Annotated in this window: 16 protein-coding genes and 1 tRNA gene; 9 read left to right on the top strand and 8 right to left on the bottom strand. The window is 34.7% G+C overall.

The window, feature by feature from the left end; all coding sequences use genetic code 11:
• Positions 1–15: 15 nt before the first annotated feature.
• Both mfd and H0V01_08005 read left to right on the top strand, forming a co-directional pair.
• Complete coding sequence (gene mfd / locus H0V01_08010) at positions 16–3,420, top strand: transcription-repair coupling factor (protein MBA2583311.1); 3,405 nt, start codon at positions 16–18, stop codon at positions 3,418–3,420.
• A gap of 122 nt (positions 3,421–3,542) precedes the next feature.
• Positions 3,543–3,716: a hypothetical protein gene (locus H0V01_08005; protein ID MBA2583310.1), complete on the top strand. Its 174-nt coding sequence runs from the start codon at positions 3,543–3,545 to the stop codon at positions 3,714–3,716.
• A gap of 56 nt (positions 3,717–3,772) precedes the next feature.
• Here H0V01_08005 and H0V01_08000 read toward each other — a convergent pair whose 3' ends face one another.
• On the bottom strand, positions 3,773–5,017 hold the full coding sequence (locus H0V01_08000; GenBank protein MBA2583309.1) for an ABC transporter permease: 1,245 nt from the start codon (positions 5,015–5,017) through the stop codon (positions 3,773–3,775).
• Positions 5,018–5,197: 180 nt separating this feature from the next.
• Here H0V01_08000 and purH point away from each other — a divergent pair, with 180 nt between their 5' ends.
• The 6 genes from purH to rodA all read left to right on the top strand — a co-directional run bounded on the left by purH (position 5,198) and on the right by rodA (position 12,462).
• The gene (gene purH / locus H0V01_07995) at positions 5,198–6,724 is read left to right on the top strand and encodes a bifunctional phosphoribosylaminoimidazolecarboxamide formyltransferase/IMP cyclohydrolase (GenBank protein ID MBA2583308.1); all 1,527 of its coding nucleotides are present in this window, start codon (positions 5,198–5,200) and stop codon (positions 6,722–6,724) included.
• A gap of 21 nt (positions 6,725–6,745) precedes the next feature.
• A complete protein-coding gene (locus H0V01_07990) occupies positions 6,746–7,768 on the top strand; it encodes a rod shape-determining protein (protein ID MBA2583307.1) in 1,023 nt (340 codons plus the stop codon).
• 128 nt (positions 7,769–7,896) lie between these two features.
• A complete protein-coding gene (mreC, locus tag H0V01_07985; GenBank protein MBA2583306.1) occupies positions 7,897–8,730 on the top strand; it encodes a rod shape-determining protein MreC in 834 nt (277 codons plus the stop codon).
• Positions 8,720–9,235: a rod shape-determining protein MreD gene (gene mreD, locus H0V01_07980; GenBank protein ID MBA2583305.1), complete on the top strand. Its 516-nt coding sequence runs from the start codon at positions 8,720–8,722 to the stop codon at positions 9,233–9,235. Before mreC ends, mreD begins: the two co-directional genes overlap by 11 nt.
• 168 nt (positions 9,236–9,403) lie before the next feature.
• On the top strand, positions 9,404–11,203 hold the full coding sequence (gene mrdA, locus H0V01_07975) for a penicillin-binding protein 2 (protein MBA2583304.1): 1,800 nt from the start codon (positions 9,404–9,406) through the stop codon (positions 11,201–11,203).
• Complete coding sequence (gene rodA, locus H0V01_07970) at positions 11,200–12,462, top strand: rod shape-determining protein RodA (protein ID MBA2583303.1); 1,263 nt, start codon at positions 11,200–11,202, stop codon at positions 12,460–12,462. The genes mrdA and rodA overlap by 4 nt, the downstream gene beginning before the upstream one ends.
• A gap of 341 nt (positions 12,463–12,803) precedes the next feature.
• On the opposite strand, the gene H0V01_07965 is transcribed toward rodA, so the two are convergent.
• The 7 genes from H0V01_07965 to H0V01_07935 form a co-directional block, all read right to left on the bottom strand.
• Entirely contained in the window at positions 12,804–14,900 is a 2,097-nt protein-coding gene (locus H0V01_07965) for a SurA N-terminal domain-containing protein (protein MBA2583302.1), read from the bottom strand.
• A gap of 207 nt (positions 14,901–15,107) precedes the next feature.
• Complete coding sequence (locus H0V01_07960; protein ID MBA2583301.1) at positions 15,108–16,373, bottom strand: HlyC/CorC family transporter; 1,266 nt, start codon at positions 16,371–16,373, stop codon at positions 15,108–15,110.
• 24 nt (positions 16,374–16,397) lie between these two features.
• On the bottom strand, positions 16,398–16,598 hold the full coding sequence (locus H0V01_07955; protein ID MBA2583300.1) for a hypothetical protein: 201 nt from the start codon (positions 16,596–16,598) through the stop codon (positions 16,398–16,400).
• Positions 16,576–17,115: an LPS export ABC transporter periplasmic protein LptC gene (gene lptC / locus H0V01_07950; protein ID MBA2583299.1), complete on the bottom strand. Its 540-nt coding sequence runs from the start codon at positions 17,113–17,115 to the stop codon at positions 16,576–16,578. Before lptC ends, H0V01_07955 begins: the two co-directional genes overlap by 23 nt.
• 41 nt (positions 17,116–17,156) lie before the next feature.
• Entirely contained in the window at positions 17,157–18,470 is a 1,314-nt protein-coding gene (locus tag H0V01_07945; protein ID MBA2583298.1) for a tetratricopeptide repeat protein, read from the bottom strand.
• A 20-nt stretch (positions 18,471–18,490) separates the two neighbouring features.
• Positions 18,491–19,744, bottom strand: a complete 1,254-nt coding sequence (locus H0V01_07940; GenBank protein ID MBA2583297.1) for a hypothetical protein — start codon at positions 19,742–19,744, stop codon at positions 18,491–18,493.
• Between the two features lie 31 nt (positions 19,745–19,775).
• Positions 19,776–20,513 (bottom strand): type III pantothenate kinase, encoded by a 738-nt coding sequence (locus tag H0V01_07935; protein MBA2583296.1) that lies wholly within the window; start codon positions 20,511–20,513, stop codon positions 19,776–19,778.
• Positions 20,514–20,759: 246 nt separating this feature from the next.
• Between H0V01_07935 and H0V01_07930 the strand changes: the two genes are divergently transcribed.
• Positions 20,760–20,832 (top strand) — tRNA-Phe (locus H0V01_07930).
• The last annotated feature ends 206 nt before the right edge of the window (positions 20,833–21,038 follow it).

Below are 21,038 nucleotides of genomic sequence, written 5' to 3'. Positions count from 1 at the left end.
TGAGCAATTAAGATAATGGGAATAGAGGAATTAATAGGAATTTATTACAACGACACACGAACTCAAAGCATAGCAGAGGGAATTAAAACGGGCAGAAATCATCTTCATTTAACCGGTATTACTGGTTCTGTATCAGCCTTTGCAATTTCAAGTGTTTTTAAAAAATCAGAAAAAAATCATCTTGTTTTATTAAACAGTAAGGAGGAAGCTGCTTACTGTTTAAATGATCTTGAAAATATTTTAGGAGAACAAACGGTAGTATTTTTTCCTTCATCGTACCGAAAAGCCTACCAGGTTGAAAGTACAGACAATGCAAATATTTTATTAAGGGCTGAAGTACTTAACAGGATAAATAAGGCAAAAAAAAGATTTATAATTGTAACCTATCCAGAGGCACTTACTGAAAAAGTTGTCACCAAAAAACATCTTGAGAGTAATACCTTTGAAATAAGCAGGGCAAGCCAACTATCCCTTGAATTTTTAAATGAACTTTTTACGGAATACCATTTTGAACGGGTTGATTATGTGCTAGAACCAGGCCAATTTTCGATAAGAGGTGGCATAGTGGATGTTTTTTCCTTTTCCAATGATAACCCCTACCGTATTGAATTTTTTGGAAATGAAGTAGAAACGATTCGTTCCTTTGATACAGTGGACCAACTTTCCATTAAAAACCATGAACGCATTGTTATAATTCCCAATGTTCAGGAAAAGCTTCTCCAGGAGAGCCGGACAACTTTTCTGGAATATCTTTCAGAGGGCTTGGGCCAGGACAAAAACACGATTTTGTGGCTTAAAGATTATCACCTATCCAAAGATTTACTCCAGAAACAATATGAACTTTCAGAGCAGGCTTTCACCGGACTTAATTCTCCCTTAAAACACTTACCCCCCTCTGAGTTATTTACTTCTGCAGAAAGTTTTGCCAGTGAATGTTTAAAATGTACAACAATTGAATTTGGAACACGGTTTTATTTCCCGGAAGCTCTTAAAATCCAATACAATTGTAAGCCCCAGCCAGTTTTCAACAAGAATTTTGAATTGCTTATAGAAAACCTACACAGCAATAGTAAAAAGAACTATAAAAATATAATTTTTGCAGATACAGCAAAGCAGACAGAAAGAATTTATACAATTTTTGAGGATTTAAAAGCTAGCAAAAAAGTAGAAAATGATTTTAATTTTACCCCAATATTATTATCTGTCCAGGAAGGTTTTATTGACAATGATTTAGGTTTAGCCTGTTATACAGATCATCAGATTTTTGAAAGATACCATCGTTTCCGATTAAAAAGCAGTACCTATAAAAAAAATGAAGCAATTACTCTTAAAGAGATTTATGGTCTTAATCAGGGAGATTTTGTTACTCATATAGATCATGGAGTTGGTCGATTTGCCGGGCTGGAAAAACTTGAGGTGAATGGCAAAATGCAGGAAGCAATAAGACTTGTTTATAAGGACAATGACATTTTATATGTAAGTATACATTCTCTTCATCGGATAGCCAAATATTCCGGGAAAGAGGGAACTGAACCAAAATTAAACAAATTGGGTTCGGGTGCATGGGCAACTTTAAAGCAAAAGACAAAGAAAAAGGTAAAGGAAATTGCTTTCGATCTCATTAAATTGTATGCTAAAAGAAGGACAAAAAAGGGATTTGCTTTTACACCCGACACCTACCTTCAAAACGAATTGGAAGCGTCTTTCATTTACGAAGACACTCCAGATCAGATTAAATCCACTATGGACGTAAAAAGAGATATGGAATCAACTATTCCTATGGACAGGTTAATATGTGGTGATGTGGGTTTTGGAAAAACAGAAATAGCTATTCGGGCGGCATTTAAGGCTGTAACTGACTCAAAGCAAGTAGCTATTTTAGTACCAACTACCATACTTGCACTTCAGCATTATAAAACTTTTCGTGAAAGGTTAAAAGACTTTCCTTGCAACATTGAATATATAAATAGATTCAGGACAGCAAAACAACAAAAGGAAACATTGCAAAAACTTGAAAAAGGAGAGATTGATATTTTAATTGGAACCCATAGAATTGCAGGTAAGGATGTAAAATTCAAAGATTTGGGTTTACTAATAATAGATGAGGAACAAAAATTTGGAGTTGCAGTTAAAGACAAGTTAAAAACTATGAGAGAAACTGTTGATACCCTTACCTTAACAGCAACTCCTATACCTCGCACGCTTCAATTTTCATTAATGGGAGCAAGGGATTTATCTGTGATTAATACCCCCCCGCCTAATCGCTATCCGGTTCAAACTGAATTACATACTTTTAATGAAGAAACAATTAGAGATGCAATAAGCTTTGAAATTTCTCGTGACGGCCAAGTGTTTTTTGTACACAATAGGATAGAAAATTTACCTGAAGTAGCGGGAATGATACAGCGGCTGGTTCCGGATGCCAGGGTTTTATTCGCTCACGGACAAATGGAGGGAAAGGAGCTTGAAGAAAGAATGCTTTCTTTTATTGAGGGCGAGGTGGATGTATTGGTTTCAACAACAATTATTGAGGCAGGACTTGATATTACCAACGCCAATACAATTATTATAAACCAGGCACATATGTTTGGGCTAAGCGACCTTCATCAAATGAGGGGTAGGGTTGGGCGCTCTAATAAAAAAGCATTCTGCCACCTGCTTTGCCCACCATTATCTTTATTGACTCCGGAGGCTAGAAAAAGGCTTACTGCTATCGAACAGTTTTCAGAACTGGGCAGTGGATTTAATATAGCCATGCGTGATTTAGATATTCGGGGTGCCGGAAATTTATTAGGAGGAGAACAAAGCGGTTTTATCAATGAAATTGGCTTTGAAATGTACAAAAAAATTCTTGATGAGGCTATACAAGAACTCAAAGAACAAGAGTTTAAAGAACTTTTTGAAGAAACACGTTCAGATGAATTTGGAAAGTCAAAAAAGAAAAGATACATCAATGATTGTCAGGTTGACACGGATTTAGAAATTCTAATCCCGGATGAATATGTAACTAATATTACTGAACGCTTAAGTCTTTATAAGGAGCTTGATAACATTGAAAAGGAGGAAGATCTTAAAAAATTTGAATACAATCTGATTGATCGCTTTGGAACTGTTCCTGAATCGACCTTGGAATTAATGCATGTTCTTCGTTTAAGATGGATTGCAATGGATATAGGATTTGAGAAACTTGTATTAAAAAACAATAAGCTAATTGGTTATTTTATTACCAAGCAGGATTCTCCCTATTACCAGTCCCCCGCCTTTACAAAAGTATTGCAATTTGTACAAGAAAACCCAAGGACTTGCCGCATGAAACAGAGTATAGATAAACTATCACTGGCATTTGAAAATGTAAGCAATGTGCAGGAGGCAATTAAAACTCTTTCCTTACTTGTAGTTCAAACCCAACAAGTAGTTTAAATCAACCTTTTCTCATCTGTATTTTCAGAATTGATTTATTCTAAAAAAAGCTATTCGGATAAATAAATATTCTGCCTGATTTTTGCTTGCGTTTTATACTAATTAAATAAAATATAAAAATTATGGCAAACAATAAAAAGCAAACTGCTAAACCTATGAAAGGTGAGGAAAAGGAGGAAAGGCCACAACATAATCCTTCAAAAAGAAAACAAGATACAATGAAAGTAAAGGGAGAGGACCCAGATAAAAAGCTTGAAAAAGGAAAAGTTACTGAATTTCAAAAAAGGGCCCATTAACTAAAAAAAAACAATCAGGCATTTTTTACAGAAAAGCCTGAATGTTTTTAATAAAATCAATTACTCCTAATTGCTTCAACAGGATCCATGCGTGATGCAAAATAGGCAGGTATTATTCCAGAAATCAAACCTATTGAGGCAGATATTCCCAAACCAATTATTATGTTTTTAATTGTAAGTGCTATTTCCATATCCAAAAGCAAATTAAAAAAGATTGTGCCGCTAAAAATAATAGCTAGTCCGGCAATTCCTCCGATTAAACAGAGGATTACTGCTTCGGCTAAAAATTGAAAAAGAATAAATGAATTTTTAGCACCAAGAGATTTTTGAATGCCAATTATATTTGTTCTTTCCTTTACAGATACAAACATAATATTTGCAATCCCAAAACCACCTACTATAATTGAAAAAAAACCAATAATTCCTCCGGCAAAATTAACCATAGTAAACAATTGATCAAAACCATTTGAAATAAGGCTAGTTTCATTTAATGCAAAATCATCCTCTACCTTAGGTTTCAATTTTCTTAACGAACGCATTATGCCGGTTAATTCGTCCTTAAGCTGGTCATTACTCACTTCATTGATGGCTTTTACCATAATAAAAGGATTTGTACTTTCATCTTTTACATCAATAAAACTCCTTCCGAAAGTAACAGGAACAATTACTTGATTATCCATGGAATTACCGAACATACTCTCCCCTTCTTTACTAAAAACACCAACAACCATGCATTTATTTCCAGCAATTTTTATGGATTTACCAATTGGATTGGTATTTAAAAAAAGATTTTCTGCAACAGTGTTTCCAATAATAGCAATATTTTTTCCACTTGCAGATTCATTTTCAGAAAAATAACGCCCGTTTTGTAATTCAAAGGACTTTACCTTATTGTAATCCTGGGAAACAGCAAGTACTTCCACATTTTCAATGCTGTTGTTTTCAAAAGAAATTGTTTTATTTACAGAAGCCAAAAAAGTTGCTGCTTGTATTATAGTTCCCCTTCTTTGAATTTCTTGCATTTCTTTAACTGATGGAACAGGTCTTTGCCAATATTTCCACCAAGGATAATCCGCACCAAAAGTCCAGGGCCATTTTTGAACAAATATTACATTATCGCCTAAGGAAGAAACGCTGTCACGAATTTTTTTTTCCAGAGAATCTACCATTGTAAAAACGGAAATAATTGCGAATATACCAATGGTAATACCCAATAGAGAAAGGAAAGTTCTCAATTTATTTGCTACCAGTGCATGAATGGCAAATAATATACTCTCAGACAGAAGCTTCAAATACAGCATAGAAACAAAAATAATTTAATGTTTGCAAAAAACCGGTACCGTTCGTCATAATTATAAGCAAAAAACGGTGTTTTTAAGAAAAACAACAATTTATTCATAAATAATGAAAAATAAAGGGTAGGCTGATTGTCAGTTGACGCTATTTTTGCTTAAACTTGCATATAAAATATACGAAAAAAAATCGAACAATTGAAAAAAATTAAAAATGCCTTAATATCAGTATATTACAAAGACAACTTAGAGCCTGTCCTGAAAAAATTAGACGAGTTAGGTGTAACACTATACTCCACAGGTGGCACTCAAGAATACATAGAATCCTTTGGCATAGATGTTATACCGGTTGAAAACCTTACTTCATATCCAAGTATTTTAGGGGGAAGGGTGAAAACGCTACATCCAAAAATATTTGGAGGAATACTTAGCCGCAGAGAAATACAAAGTGATGCAGCACAGCTTGAAGAATATGAAATACCTGAAATAGATCTTGTTATTGTTGATCTTTACCCTTTTGAAGATACAGTTGCTTCTGGGGCTGATGAAAAAAGCATTATTGAAAAAATAGACATTGGTGGGATTTCCCTAATACGTGCTGCAGCAAAAAACTTCAATGATGTAATAATTGTTTCTTCCAAAAACGAGTATCCAGAACTTCTGGAATTGTTGAATATAAAACAGGGTTTTTCGGACATTGAAGACCGAAAAAAAATGGCCACCAAGGCATTTAATGTTTCAAGCGGTTATGATACTGCTATTTTTAAATACTTTAACCAGGATAAGGAGACTGTTTTCAAACAAAGCATTACTAAATTTCAAACATTACGATATGGAGAAAATCCGCATCAAAAAGGTGTTTTTTTTGGTGAACTCGAAGCTGTTTTTGAAAAGTACCATGGCAAGGAATTGTCCTATAACAATCTTTTGGATGTAGATGCTGCTGTAAATCTTATATCAGAATTTAAGGATCAGGCTACCTTTGCAATTTTAAAGCACAACAACGCATGTGGAATAGCATCTTCTGAAAAACTAATTGAAGCATGGAGAGCTGCCCTTGCTGGGGATCCTGTTTCAGCCTTTGGAGGAGTATTAATTTGCAATAGAGAAATAGATTTACAAACAGCAATAGAAATAAATGAATTGTTTTGTGAAGTAGTTATTGCTCCTTCATACCAAGAACAGGCATTGGAAATGCTCAAACAAAAGAAAAACAGGATAATACTCAGACAGAAAAATAGTGCACTTCCATTAAAACAATTTCGCACGGTGTTAAACGGGGTGCTTGAACAAGACAGGGATATTAAAACCGAAAGCTTGAAAATGCTTCAAATGGTAACAAAAACAGCACCAACAGAAAAAGAAACAGAGGATTTGCTGTTTGCAAATATACTTGCAAAACACACCAAATCAAATACAATTGTATTGGTTAAGAACAAGCAGTTGTTGGGAAGCGGAACAGGCCAAACCTCAAGGGTGGATGCTTTAAAACAAGCTATAATCAAAGCCAAGGCATTTGGCTTTGATTTGAAAGGGTCTGTTATGGCTTCAGATGCATTTTTTCCTTTTGCAGACTGTGTTGAAATAGCAGGAAATGAAGGAATTTCAGCTGTAATTCAGCCTGGAGGTTCAATAAAAGACAATGAATCCATAGCATATTGCAATAACAATGGCATTTCTATGGTTTTGACAGGAGTAAGACATTTTAAACATTAATTACCAAAATTCAGCTAACTGATGGGATTTTTTGATTTATTTACACAGGAAATTGCAATTGACCTGGGAACTGCCAACACTTTAATTATTTTTAATGATAAAGTGGTAGTTGATGAGCCATCCATTGTGGCAATTGATCGTACAACGGGCAAGGTTATTGCCGTTGGTAAAAAAGCCATGCAAATGCATGGAAAAACCCATGAAAACATTAAAACCATCCGACCACTTAAAGACGGTGTAATTGCAGATTTTCACGCTGCAGAACACATGATAAGAGAGATGATAAAAATGATAAATCCTGGAAGAAAATTATTTACACCTTCCTTAAAAATGGTGATTTGTATTCCATCAGGTATTACAGAGGTTGAAAAAAGGGCTGTGCGTGACTCTGCTGAACATGCCGGGGGAAAAGAAGTTTACCTTATTCATGAACCCATGGCAGCAGCCATTGGCATTGGCATCGATGTAGAAGAACCAATGGGAAATATGATTATTGATATTGGTGGAGGAACATCTGAAATCGCTGTAATTGCATTGGGTGGTATAGTTTGCGATAAATCCATAAGGGTAGCCGGAGATGAATTCACCAGCGATATTGAAGATTACATGAGAAGGCAACACAATATTTTAATTGGTGAACGCTCTGCGGAAAGGATAAAAATAGAAGTTGGAGCTGCCATGCCGGATATTGACAATCCTCCCCCTGATTATGCAGTTCATGGGCGAGATTTAATGACTGGAATTCCAAAGGAAATTTATGTTTCATATTCAGAAATAGCACATGCACTTGACAAATCAATTGCTAAAATTGAAGAAGCAATTTTAAGTGCATTGGAAATGACTCCACCCGAATTATCGGCTGATATTTACCGTACGGGTATTTACATGGCAGGAGGCGGATCCCTGTTACGGGGGTTAAATAAACGAATAGCACTTAAAACAAAATTACCTGTTCATGTAGCTGAGGATCCTTTACGTGCGGTTGCAAGAGGGACAGGAATTGCGCTAAAAAACATAGAAAAATTTCCTTTTCTTATCAGGTAATTCTATTTTAATCCATTTGCCTAAACAGTTTAAGAAATCCAAACTATTTAGTGAAACAATTTATTCATTAGTTCGTTGTATCTCTTTATACACAGGGTATTATTCGGTTTTGAAGCACAATTTAGAAAATGCGTAGTTTAATAAGCTTTCTTTGGAAGAATAACAATTTCTTCTTGTTTCTTTTTTTGGAGGTTTCAGCATTTTATTTAATTGTAGCAAATAGCAAATTTCACAATACAGGTTTTTTCAATTCTTCTAATTATATATCCGCTAATGTTTATCATCTTTTTGATGATGTAACCGGATATATAAACCTAAAGAAATCAAATCAGCTCCTGGCCCAAGAAAATGCCAGACTTTTATCCCAATCCACTTCTTCCTTTATTGAAAATATAAGCTTTGTAACAAGGGTGGAGGATTCATCTTACAAACAAAAATACACTTACCAGGAGGCGAAGGTTATAAACAATTCAGTGAATCGCAGAAACAATTACATCACTCTTGACAAGGGCAGCAATCATGGCATAAAGCCTTTGATGGGAGTAATTGCGCCTGATGGAATTGTAGGAATTGTAAAAGATGTTTCGGATAATTTTTGCACAGTATTATCATTACTCCACAAAAGTGCTACAATTAGCAGCAAAATCAAAAAATCGGGCTATTTGGGCTCTGTAGTTTGGGAGGGAGGAGATTCAAGAGTTGTTACTATGTATGATGTTCCAAAACATGCCGTTTTAATTATAGGAGACACTGTAGTAACCAGCGGGGCATCAGCTATATTTCCTGACAATGTTAGTATAGGAATAATCGAGGATATTTATTTAAAAGAAGGAAATAATTTTTACATTATAAAGCTTAATCTTTTTACAGACTTTGCAAGATTATCTTATGTTTATGTGGTTGATAATTTAATGAAGCAAGAGCAATACAAACTGGAAGAAAAAACACAAAATGACAATTAATCTTTTAAAAAACATTTCCCGTTTCTTTATTCTGGTGTTGGTTCAAATACTTGTTCTTAACAACATTCAGTTAAGTGGGTATGTGAATCCTTATCTTTATGTTTTGTTCATACTAATGCTTCCTTTGGATATTCCCAAATGGATGCTACTTGTATTCTCATTTTTGTTAGGATTAAGCGTTGATGTTTTTTCAAATTCTTCCGGAATGCATGCAGCCGCTGCAACTTTTATGGCATATTGCAGGCCATTTGTGCTTGATATTATTAAACCCAGGGGAGGGTATGAATTCACTTCAGAACCTACTATAAACGACATGGGCCATAATTGGTTTGTAGCCTATTCAGGAATCCTGATCCTATTGCATCACCTTGTTTATTTTTTCATTGAAATATTCCGCTTTGGAGAGTTGTTCTCTATTTTTTCAAGGATTATTTTAAGCAGTGCTTTTACCTTAATTCTTGTAGTAATTGTACAACTTCTTTTTACTAAATCAAAAACAACCTGATTGATTTTCAATTGATTAATCAAGAAGTTTTTGAACAGGAAAGAATAAAGCTACAGCGTAAAGGATTGGTAAACTATTAAGGGAAAAAATCAACAATTTTTAGAAAGAGAAGCCATTAGAATTATTTAAAAAAAACCACGTTTTAAAACGTGTAATTATATTTATTAAATGAAAACTAATTACGCAGATAGAAAATATGTAATCTATATCATTTTTATGATAATAGGTATAGTGTTTTCATTGCGCTTGTTTTACCTTCAGGTAATTGATGATAAATATAAACTTGATGCAGATAACAATGTATTAAGGTATGTGATAGAATATCCAACCCGGGGGATGGTATATGACCGTTATGGAAAATTATTGGTATATAATGAGGCTGCCTATGATTTGATGATAATTCCCCGTCAAGTTAAAAACATTGATACGCTTGAATTTTGTAGCCTTATTGGTATTAGCATTGAATCATTTATCGATAAAATAAACAAGGCCAAGGCTTATTCCTATTATAAACCGACAGTATTTACCAGTCAATATTCTTCCCAATCCTATGCTCGCATGCAAGAGAGCCTTTATCGTTTCCCGGGATTTTATGTTCAAAAAAGGACACTACGTTATTATCCCGAAAAGATAGCAGCTCATTTATTGGGATATGTTGGGGAGGTGAACAACAAGGTTACGGAAGAAAATCATTATTACCGATCAGGGGATTATATTGGTATTAGTGGTCTTGAAAAATCTTACGAAGATGATTTAAGGGGTAAAAAAGGCCTACGGGTGGTTATGGTGGATGTGCATAACAGGGAAAAAGGCAGTTTCAGGAATGGCACCTATGATTCAACTGCTATTGCCGGAAAAAGCCTAACCACAACCATTGATGCCCAATTGCAGGCTTATGGAGATAAATTAATGCAAAACAAAACAGGTAGTATAGTAGCAATTGAACCTTCCACTGGCGAAATTCTTGCCCTTATTACTACTCCTTCTTACGACCCCAATCTTCTTGTTGGTCGTGATAGATCCTACAACTACCAAAAGTTGGCCCAAGACACTTTAAAACCCTTGTTTAATCGTGCTTTGATGGCATCTTACCCACCTGGATCTACCTTTAAATTAGTAAATGCTTTAATCGTACAACAGGAAGGAATTCTTAACGAAAATTCGCGCATTTCCTGTAGTTTTACTGTAGGAAGCAAAAGCGTAAAATGTCATCCTCATCCCTCTCCTGCCAATATTATTCAATCGGTTCAGTATTCATGTAACCCTTTTTATTGCCAGGTTTTCACCCGAATAATTAATAAATACCCAACAACCGAAAAGGGTTATAATGTATGGAAAGAGCATATAAACAGTTTTGGTTTTGGTGTAAAACTTGAATCTGACCTGGCAAATGTGTTAAAGGGATTTGTGCCTGCTGCTGAGTATTATGATCGTTATCACGGAAAAGGTAGATGGAAGGCATCATCTGTATATTCCTTGGGAATAGGGCAGGGTGAAATGGGAGTAACACCTTTACAAATGGCCAACTATGTTGCCATTTTAGCAAATCGTGGTTTTTATTATAGCCCCCATATTGTAAAGGCAATTAACGGAGAAGCAAATACTCATTTCAACACAAAAAATCATACTACAGTAGAACCAAAATATTTCGACCTGGTTATAGAGGGTATGTATCAGGTGGTTGAGGCCGGAACTGGAAGAGGTGGAAAGATTCCGGGTATTCCATTTTGCGGAAAAACAGGAACTGCAGAAAACCCCCATGGGAAAGACCACTCCATATATATTGCATTTGCGCCTAAAGACAACCCCAAAATCGCTATAGCAGTGTATGTTGAAAATGCCGGATTTGGAGCAACATGGGCCGTGCCTATTGCCAGTTTAATGATTGAAAAATACATTAACGGGGAAATAACCCGGCCTGCAATAGAAAAAAGAATGTTTGAAGGCAATTTAATATCCCTGAAATGAGAAATCAGAAAAGCATAGCTTCACAAATTGACTGGGTTACGGTTTTGCTATACCTGTTGTTGGTTTTATTGGGATGGATAAATATCTATGCTGCAGTTTATAATGATGAACACCAAAGTATATTTGACCTTAGTCAAAATTATGGAAGGCAATTAATATGGATTGTAACTTCAATATTACTATTTAGTGTAATTCTAATTATTGATGCTGAATTTTATACCACATTTGCCTATCCCATATACGGGGTAATCTTATTAATTTTAATAAGTGTAATCTTTTTGGGCGTAGAAATAAATGGCTCAAGATCGTGGTTTGCAATTGGAGATTTTCGTGTTCAACCTGCTGAATTCGCAAAATTTGCCACTTGCCTTGCTCTGTCCAAATTCTTAAGCAACATCAATATTAAGATGGAAGATATTAAAACAAAGCTTATTGCAGGATTAATTATTGCAGTACCACCATTAATAATTATCGGACAAAATGAAACGGGAAGCGCACTTGTTTTTGGAGCATTTGTTTTTGTTTTATACCGCGAAGGCTTATCAGGAAATTACCTTCTTTTGGGACTACTTTCGATAAGCTTGTTTATTTTAGCCTTACTTTTTGATAAAATTATTCTTGTTTCTATTCTCGCTGGGATTTCTTTAGTGATGATATTGCTTGTAAAGAAAAAAGCAAGCAAAATTATTCCTATAATCTTGTTTTTTCTTTTATCCTCAATTGTAGTGTACTCCGTGGATTATCTTTTTGAAACAAAACTTCAACCGCATCAAAAAAACAGGATTAATGTATTATTGGGAAAGGAGATGGATTTAAAAGGGGCAGGTTATAATGTAAACCAATCTAAAATAGCCATAGGATCAGGCGGATTAACGGGAAAGGGCTTTTTACAGGGTACGCAAACCAAATACAATTTTGTTCCTGAACAAAGTACCGATTTTATTTTTTGTACCATTGGTGAGGAATGGGGCTTTCTAGGCAGTACCCTTGTAATTGGTTTATTTATCATCCTGCTTATGCGGCTGCTTGTTATTGCCGAGAGGCAACGTTCCCCATTCAGTCGAATTTATGGTTATGGAGTAGCCTCAATTATATTTTTCCACATGGTAATTAATATTGGTATGACAATAGGCCTTGCTCCCGTAATTGGAATTCCTCTTCCTTTTTTTAGCTACGGTGGTTCTTCACTTTGGTCCTTTACCATTCTGCTTTTCATTTTTCTGAAACTGGATTCCAGCAGACTGAATATTTTAAATTAGTCTATTACTGTTGTTCCCCCTTGGGATCTGGGATTTTATTTTTATTTTGAATTTTTGGCAGTTTATCTTATTCCTATTTGTTCAGGAGCGCTTGGTGCATGGCTTTCATACGGATATAATGTGTGTTTTAATTGCCATCCCGATTTATCGGGAAAGCAATATTCAGTGTTGTTTAGGCAAGAGCTGAGCGCATGGCTATTTCATTTGGATATAATATATATCAATGTGTAGGCTTAGAGCCTTTAGGCGCATTGGGCTGGGCGAAAATGCACAAGGCTATTCATAAAAAAAGCACCCAGAAGGTGCTTTTTTTATGAAATGAATTAAAGAATTGAATTTTCTTAGTAGAATTTATATCTGTTGTCGGTAACTTTTGCATTCTCCTTCAATGCTTCAAAAGCTTCATAACCAACTCTGTTTGTAAGGTTTGAAGAAAGTTTGTTTTTATGTTCTGAATAGTCTGTAATTTCTGCTGGAGAGTTAATTGCTGTTACTTTGATAACAAAAACTCCTGTTTCACCCTTAACAGGTGATGAAATAACATCCTTTTGAATTCCAAAGGCTGTACCAACTATCTTAGGTTCACGACCAATTCCAGGAATTGAAAAGGAGGAAAAATTAATATTATCGGCAGATTCTGATTTAGCATTTACTTTAGTTGCTACTTCCTCAATTGAATTTGAAGATGCTAAAGCAGTATTTAATTCCTGCATTAACTTTTCAGCTTTCTTTTCCTTAATAACTGCTTTTTCCACTTGTTCTTTTACCTGATCAAGGCTGGCCACTCCTTCTTCCCTAACTTCAACTAAAGAAGCTACAATAAATTTATCTTCAAATTCAAAAGGTTTGGAAATGCTTCCTTGTTTTTCTTTAAAAGCCCATCTAACCAATTCTCTTGATTGCTCCACACCTGCAATCATTCTGTCACCTGGCTTTATGTTATCTGCTATTCTTTTGTTAAGACCTTTTTCGGAAACTGCTTTATCAAATGCTTCCAATGATTTGTTTTTGTTTGCAAATTCACTCGCAGCAATATAATAATCCTGGAAGGTATTTGGTCCTGCTTCAATATTTTTTTCAATGAAAGCAAATTTCACTCTTTTGTTTTCTGTCGATCTGCCGGTAATTTCAATTAAGTGAACGCCAAATTGAGAAACCACAATGGGCATATCCCCTTTTTTGCCATAAAAAACAGCATCGTTAAAAGGCTTAACCATCGTACCTTCGGTAAACCATTCTAAATCTCCACCTTTTGCAGCTGATCCAAAATCCTCAGAATGTTTTTCTGCCATTTCTGCAAATTTCTTACCCCCTTTAATAAGTTTTTTTAATGAATCTGCCTTTGCAAGCGCTGCTTCAGTATTACCTTCTTGAACAGGAATTAAAATGTGACGTGCACGAACAGAATCCGGTACAAAAACCTGATCCACTACTTTAGCAATTTTAAAGGATTGCTCCTCTTTGTAGGGACCTTTAATCGAGCCTTTTTCAGCATGAAAAAGTTCAACTAATTCAGCAGGCAATTGATTTTCACCTAAAACTTCAATTTGAAGCCCTCCATCTGAGTACATTTTAATAAATGATGAATCATCTATGCTGGCTGCAAAGTCATCTTTTAACTCCATAATTGCTTTTTCAGCTTTAGCCAAATCTTCTTTAGAAGGAACAACATCAAAAACCACAAATTCAATTTTTCTTGATTTTTCCTGATCAAATTCCTTTTGATGTTCCTTGTGGTATTTTTTTAAATCATCCTCATTAAAAGTAATTTCAGAATCTGTTATTTCAGAATATCTTTTTACAACATATTGCAAACTGGCATTTTTCTGCTTAGCCAAGTATTCATGATGAGCAAGTTTGGTTGGTATATACAATCCTTTTTTAATAAGATCATTGTACTTCTCATTCATTCTTTCCTGCTTTATTCCTCTTTCAAATTCAATCCACCTGATTTTTGTAGCGCCAGAGGGATCTTCATCCATTGTTTTCAAAAAACTCAAAACTCTGTTCTTGTCAAATGTTCCGGAGCTAGGATCAGAAAAGGCTCTTTGAACGGTAGGATGAGGATCAGATCCTGCAACCAGCTCATACAACTCCTGCGAGGTAACTTTAATACCTACTCCTCTGTATTCCTCCTCCATTATTATTTCATTCAGGGCTTGATTCCAGGCTTGTTGCCTTAGAGATTCCCTGGTTGATTCATCAATTGAGGAACTACCTGTATTCAGCCTGTAGTTTTCCTCCATTTTTTGAAGTCTTTGCTCAAACTCCTGGGCAGAAATAGTTTGACCGGCAATTTCACCGATATTGTTACTGTTACTCGAAAACAAACGTTCTCCTGAACTCAGAACGTCACCTAGGATAAATGCCACCAGGGCTCCTCCAATAATTATTAGGAGTAATGTTGATTTTTCTCTTATTGTACTTAAAACTGACATCTTTATTTTTTTTAATTGGGTTGCGAATATACAACTGTAAAATGATATATAAAACTAATACGCTGAACTTTAAAAGATATTATGCAATTATTTTGTTGATTTATCATAACAATTTGCTCAAAGTCAAATCTTGTTTTGCTTGTTTTTGAAACAATCTGCAAATTAAATACATGATTATCAGTTATAGGGAATTAATTCATTAAATAATTACTTTATATGATCTAAAATATGCAGTTTAACCTTTTCAATACGGGTTTCACTGACTTGTTTAATAATAAACAACAAATCTCCTACTCTTATTTCAGCATCCTGTTCAGGAATACCTCCGTAATGAGTAATAATTAAACCTGCTAGTGTTTCATACTCATCCGAAACCGGGAGATCCAATTTATATTCATCGTTCAGGTAATCTATTTCTAAACGTGCGGCAAAAGAATATTCAGTATCTGAAATCTTTATATCCTCGAGTTCTTCCGTATCATGTTCATCCTCAATTTCACCAAAAATCTCCTCCATAATATCTTCAATAGTTAGCATTCCTGCTGTACCTCCAAACTCATCAACTACAACGGCTATGCTTTTTCTTTGTTGTATAAATAAACTTAATGCAACCTGCGCAGGCATGGTTTCAGGAACTATTAAAACTGGCAATAAAACAGATTTTATAGTTGTTGGTTTTCTAAACATTTCATAGGAATGAACATATCCAATAATCTCATCAATAGTTTCCCGATAAATAAGTATTTTAGACAAGCCGGTTTCAATAAATTTTTGCTTTAATTCATCCATGTGGCACTCCACATCAAGTGCTTCGATTTCTGTGCGTGGAATCATGCTATCCCTTACTTTACGGCTTGAAAAATCCAGGGCATTTTGGAAGATCTGAATTTCATGATCCCTTTCCTCCTTCTCATCCTCCTGAGTGGAAATTCCTTTTATGTAATTGTCAAGGTCAATGCGATTAAAGACCATTCTGCCCTGAACAAGTTTAACCCTAAAAACATTCTTTAAAAGGAATTCAGAAATTCCTACAGTAAAAAAAACGATAGGATAGAGAATAAAATGCAACATCAAAACTATAATAGCAAAGAAACCTAGAATTTTATTGGGGTTAATACGAAATAATGCTTTAGGAAGAAATTCAGCCGTGATAAGGATTACAAGAGTGGAAATAATGGTTTGAGAAATGAGAAGGGAAAGCTCAGAGCTTAAATATCGGGAAATAAGGGGCTCGAGTATTTTGGCCATTGTAATACCATAAATAACCAGAGCAATGTTATTTCCAACCAGCATAGTGCCAATAAAGCGAGAAGGATTGGAAAGAAAAAAAGTAGATATTATTTTAGAAGTAATTACATCCTGCTTGCTTTCGAGTTCAATGCGAAGTTTATTGGCAGAAATGAAGGCAATTTCAATACCAGAAAAAAAAGCTGAAAAAGCTAAGGAAATGGCAATAATTAACCAACTATCCATAGCCAAATAAAGTTTAAACGCATCTTATTCAAGGGGACGATTCTCTTGTTCCATTCTTATTCTTTGTTTTCTCCTGATATAATAAAAAACAGCAGCAACAAAAGTAAAGATAAAAAAATAAATAGCCTCGCTCAATCCTTCGTTTGCAAATTTATAAATTCCCAAAACCGCTCCGGCAATTGCAATTATCAACCATGCTAACTCAAGGATTCGTATTATCTTCATCGTTTTTTATATTAATGGTTCCTGTTATATTTTTAATTTTATAGCGGGTAAAGTGTTGATCAGCCTCCATTCCTTCACCCATTATAATTTCATCTGCTGTAGTTATTTTAACAAATTCATTGGTGTGGATTGTCTCCTTTTGCTGATCCCAAATTAAGTGTTCAGTGTTTAAAACTTCCCCTTTTTCATTAATTACCACCACGTCTCTTTTAGCTTCCATAATTTTTTTAAATTCATGGTTAATGGCATACTTTGAGGTAAGTTTAGATTCGGGTTGTTTAAGGGAATCATAAAAAAGAACCTGAACGCCTTGTGAAAATTCAATATAAGGCTCATTTCCTAAATAGCGTTCCAGCACGGGTGCATTTAATTTCATGCGAACCACTCCCCCATCGCTATAAATGATTTCAATATCAGATGCTGACTCAACTGGCAAAACCTTTTTTTCGCCTGCGAGGTCCTTTACCAATTCTTTATTGTTTTCACAACTAAAAAGCATCCCGATGAAAACAATCACCGGGATGAAAAAAAAATTTTTAATTATCTTCCCAAACAAGATCAATCTCTTGCTCTTATTTTTGTGGATTCATTTATCCAGCAACCTATGGTGTAGGAATCGCCCTCCTTTAAATTATTAAAGAAAATATCATTTTTCAAGGGGAAATATTTAGAATAGGTTGCAATACGGGCGTTGGCATCATTTGTAACTGAGGCATCAATGGATTTAGCCTGGTTGTATTTATCAACCCCTATCCAATACACAGCGCTTTGAAAAAACTCAGTTTCCCCACAATCTTTCGCACTTGAAACATATGCATCACCCATTATCATATATGGTCTTCCCCAATTTGGCCTTAAGGCAAGAGCTTTTTGAGCATTTGCCCTGGCAGAACTATTTTGTCCCATTTTAATATTTACAATTGCAAGTTCATAATAATACTGCGCCTTTTGATTGTTATCACTTTCTAATTCAAGGGCCTGATTGTAAAATTTAACTGCTTCGCTAAAACTTCCCTTTGCCAAATACATTTTTGCAATTTTAGATTTTGAATTGGCAGAAGGTTCAAGCTTGTCAAGATTTACAACTGCATCAAGATATAATTTATCCGCTGCACAATCTTTTTTATCGAGCATTTTAGTAATCTTTTTCAAAAGATCAATGTCATTTGGATTGGCTTTAAATTTTGGACCATATAGGTTAATTAATGAAGGACAATCAGCAATTTCAGAGAATCTCAATTCGATATTTTCCTGTAATTGATTGTATGATTCATCAGTAGGATTGGCCAAAAGATTATCACTCAAAATATCACTTAACTTCTCATAAACTTCCAGCGTTTCGTCTTTTGAAATCTTTTGATTTTTATATAATTCCAACGCAATTTGAAAGTAAGCATCAGCAGGAGCTGCTTCCATTTTGCTTTTTTCAAGATCGTATACTTTTGTTAAAATTTTATAGGTTTCATCAATTTTATCAGGCATCATTTTGGACATGTCCACAGCCTTTCTTCCAAGAACATAACCTTCCTTACCGAAATATTTGATACGTTGGTCATAAACCATCATTAGTGTATCCATTAATGCTGAGAGCTTGGCCTTATCTTTTTCACCCTGCATCATCACTTTAACAATGGTTAGTCCGTCAGCATACATATATTCAGTGGATGCAGGACAATTTAAAAAAACCCATCTCCAATAAGGAGTAGCCTCTTTGTAATTTCTTTGTTTGTAAAATTCCCTGTAAAGTGAAATATTTTGAACGCAATTTGCACTGTCAAGGCCATATTTACTGGTTTGAGCAGAGGTGTTATTTGTAAAAAATAAAACAAAAGCAAAAAATGCAGGAGTTAACTTTAGGATACTTTTTTTCATCTCAAATTATTTTTTTTTACTTAATCGTATTTTCTTTTTATAAACCATCGGTCATTAATGGCCATTCCGAAATTAAAATTAATGAACTGCTGGCGAATTAAACCTTCACTTTTAGTTCCCCTTTGACCTATTTCAAATCCAATGTTAATTGTTGTTCTAGCTCTTCTTAACGGAAGGCCTGCTCCAAATGTTATGCCATATTCGGTAATTTGCTGATTATTCAATTGAAAATATCCTGTTTGGTATCTTGCACCTGCTCTGTATTGAATAATTTTTAAATAGGATGCAACTGCATTTTTATCTGGGGTAAACTGTGCAGCAATACTAAATTCAGAATTGTTTACCAAAGAATCAAAACTACCAAAATTTCTAAAATCCGACCATTGGGTATATTTCCAATCGCCTGCAATTAGCCAAGTTTTTGATTCCAATGAAAATCCAGCTCCAAAATTTTGTGGCAAAACGATTTCACCCTTGTTGGTTTCAAAAGTAACAGTATCACTTATTTGCTCTCCCATTGGAGTTGATTTATAAGTAGCAACAAATTCCTGACGGTTTGCATTCAGAGCTGATCTTAATCCATAAACTGCTCCAAGATTTATTATCCAGTTCTCAGATAAACTATCCCTGTACTGCAAGCCAAAATCAAAATTAACATCACTCACTGTTGTTTCATTAATTGCCTTTGTATTGAAAGGAATGGAATTGGGATCGAAAATAATCCTTCTTTCTTTTGTTAATGTTCCAAAGAAATAGGATGCATTAAAACCAGCAGAAAACTTTCTGTAATTAAACCCATTGCCCCAATACACTTTATTAATTCCACCTGATCCCTGGTATCTCTCAGTGATAGCACCAATATTTTCTATTTCTCGCTCAGAAATAATATTGTAACCTGTAGAAGAAAAAGGAAGCAGTCCAAAACTCATGCCCCACCAGGGCATTATTGGCAAGCCAAATCCCAGGTATGCAAAAGAAGCATTGTAGGCTGTAAATGAAGATGTATGGGATGAAAATTCAGAATAATTACCACTTAAACCTGCTTCAAAAACAGTTAGATCAAATGCTGAATAACTGGCGGGATTTCCAATATTAATAAACCCTGGATTTCTTAAACCTATTGCCGTATTTGCCAAAGAAAAATTCTGACTAAAAGTGCCCTTGTTTAATTCTCCCAAACCATATCTGGAATAGGGAGAGGAGCTAACTTGAGCATTAAGCTGTATGCAAAACATTGATAATACAACAAGTACAAATAAGAAAGGAACTTTCATCTGATTGAAAAATAAAATTAAAAATTTTCTGCTATATGTCCACATTATACTTTAAAATATGATTCAACCCTTTATGGATTAAAAAAGAATCTGCAAAGATGTTATTTTTTCCTGACATAACAGGCTTTAAATATAGCATATCCCCTCCAGTTAAAATTACAGCTAAATTTTTATGTTTCTCAGTATACAAATTAATTATTTCATTTACCTCTGCCACAGCCCCAAGCTGCACACCTGAGTGTATGGAGGCAATTGTTGAATTTCCTGTTAGTTCCAAAAAACCTGATGAGGGTTCAAGAAGTGGGAGTTTCTGAGTATAATTATTCAAGGCTGCATAACGCATTTTAATTCCTGGCGATATTGCTCCTCCAAGGTATTCATTGTTAGAATTAATAAAGTCGTATTTAATGCATGTTCCTGCATCTATTACCAAAACATTTTGATTGGCAAACTCAGCACAGGCCCCTGCCACTGCCCCAATTCTATCCTTTCCTAAAGTTTCCGGACTAAGGTATTCATTTAGAAAAGGCAGTCTGGTAGTGTGATCAAGAAGAATAAAATGATATTTTGATGCTAAAAAAGAATCCAGTTCCTGGGGATGATTAATTACTGAAGATAAAATTATGTTTTCAACCGAAAATTCCTTCACAATTTTCTTAATGAAAAAATCAAGTTCGGCAATTGGCTTAGTTTGGCTATCAATAATTTTATTGATTGAGAATAAGGCTGCTTTTACAAATGTATTGCCAATATCAATGGTTAAATTCATCCCTTTTAATAATTATTAGCCTTGCAAAGTTATAAATTCAATTTCATTATTATCAACTTAACAAATAAAGAATTGCCTCTAAATTCTTGTAGTATGCTTATTTTTAATTAATTAAATAATGAAGCAGGAATGTATTCCAAAATCAAACGGACAACTTGAAAAATTATTTGTTGATTTGAGGGAAAAATAATTTTTCTTTTCAGAAATTCCAATTACATTTGCAGCCCGTTTAAATAAAACAGGAGGGGTGCCATAGCTCAGTCGGTAGAGCAAAGGACTGAAAATCCTTGTGTCGCTGGTTCGATTCCAGCTGGCACCACACTCAAAACCAGCCTCTTAGAGAAATTTAGGAGGCTTTTTTATTTTATGGTGTGCGATATTGGTGTGCGATATTTTTTGGATCAAGCGGAAAAGTTGGGGGGAATGAACAAAAATCATTTCTTTGCAAAAAATATTCTACGTGCAAAGAGATGAAAACCACAGCTTGGCAAACTTGATTTTGCCAGAAGGGATCTTGGAATTTTT

This window comes from Bacteroidota bacterium (assembly GCA_013696965.1).
In the GTDB taxonomy this organism is placed as follows: domain Bacteria; phylum Bacteroidota; class Bacteroidia; order JACCXN01; family JACCXN01; genus JACCXN01.
This window is presented reverse-complemented; position numbering and strand designations above follow the sequence as displayed.

What these genes read in the sequence shown, in the direction of transcription:
- mfd (MBA2583311.1), top strand. Translation starts at nt 16, where the DNA reads ATGGGAATAGAGGAATTAATAGGAATTTATTACAACGACACACGAACT.
- H0V01_08005 (MBA2583310.1), top strand. Translation starts at nt 3,543, where the DNA reads ATGGCAAACAATAAAAAGCAAACTGCTAAACCTATGAAAGGTGAGGAA.
- H0V01_08000 (MBA2583309.1), bottom strand. Translation starts at nt 5,017, where the DNA reads ATGCTGTATTTGAAGCTTCTGTCTGAGAGTATATTATTTGCCATTCAT.
- H0V01_07990 (MBA2583307.1), top strand. Translation starts at nt 6,746, where the DNA reads ATGGGATTTTTTGATTTATTTACACAGGAAATTGCAATTGACCTGGGA.
- mreC (MBA2583306.1), top strand. Translation starts at nt 7,897, where the DNA reads ATGCGTAGTTTAATAAGCTTTCTTTGGAAGAATAACAATTTCTTCTTG.
- mreD (MBA2583305.1), top strand. Translation starts at nt 8,720, where the DNA reads ATGACAATTAATCTTTTAAAAAACATTTCCCGTTTCTTTATTCTGGTG.
- mrdA (MBA2583304.1), top strand. Translation starts at nt 9,404, where the DNA reads ATGAAAACTAATTACGCAGATAGAAAATATGTAATCTATATCATTTTT.
- rodA (MBA2583303.1), top strand. Translation starts at nt 11,200, where the DNA reads ATGAGAAATCAGAAAAGCATAGCTTCACAAATTGACTGGGTTACGGTT.
- H0V01_07965 (MBA2583302.1), bottom strand. Translation starts at nt 14,900, where the DNA reads ATGTCAGTTTTAAGTACAATAAGAGAAAAATCAACATTACTCCTAATA.
- H0V01_07960 (MBA2583301.1), bottom strand. Translation starts at nt 16,373, where the DNA reads ATGGATAGTTGGTTAATTATTGCCATTTCCTTAGCTTTTTCAGCTTTT.
- H0V01_07955 (MBA2583300.1), bottom strand. Translation starts at nt 16,598, where the DNA reads ATGAAGATAATACGAATCCTTGAGTTAGCATGGTTGATAATTGCAATT.
- H0V01_07945 (MBA2583298.1), bottom strand. Translation starts at nt 18,470, where the DNA reads ATGAAAAAAAGTATCCTAAAGTTAACTCCTGCATTTTTTGCTTTTGTT.
- H0V01_07940 (MBA2583297.1), bottom strand. Translation starts at nt 19,744, where the DNA reads ATGAAAGTTCCTTTCTTATTTGTACTTGTTGTATTATCAATGTTTTGC.
- H0V01_07935 (MBA2583296.1), bottom strand. Translation starts at nt 20,513, where the DNA reads ATGAATTTAACCATTGATATTGGCAATACATTTGTAAAAGCAGCCTTA.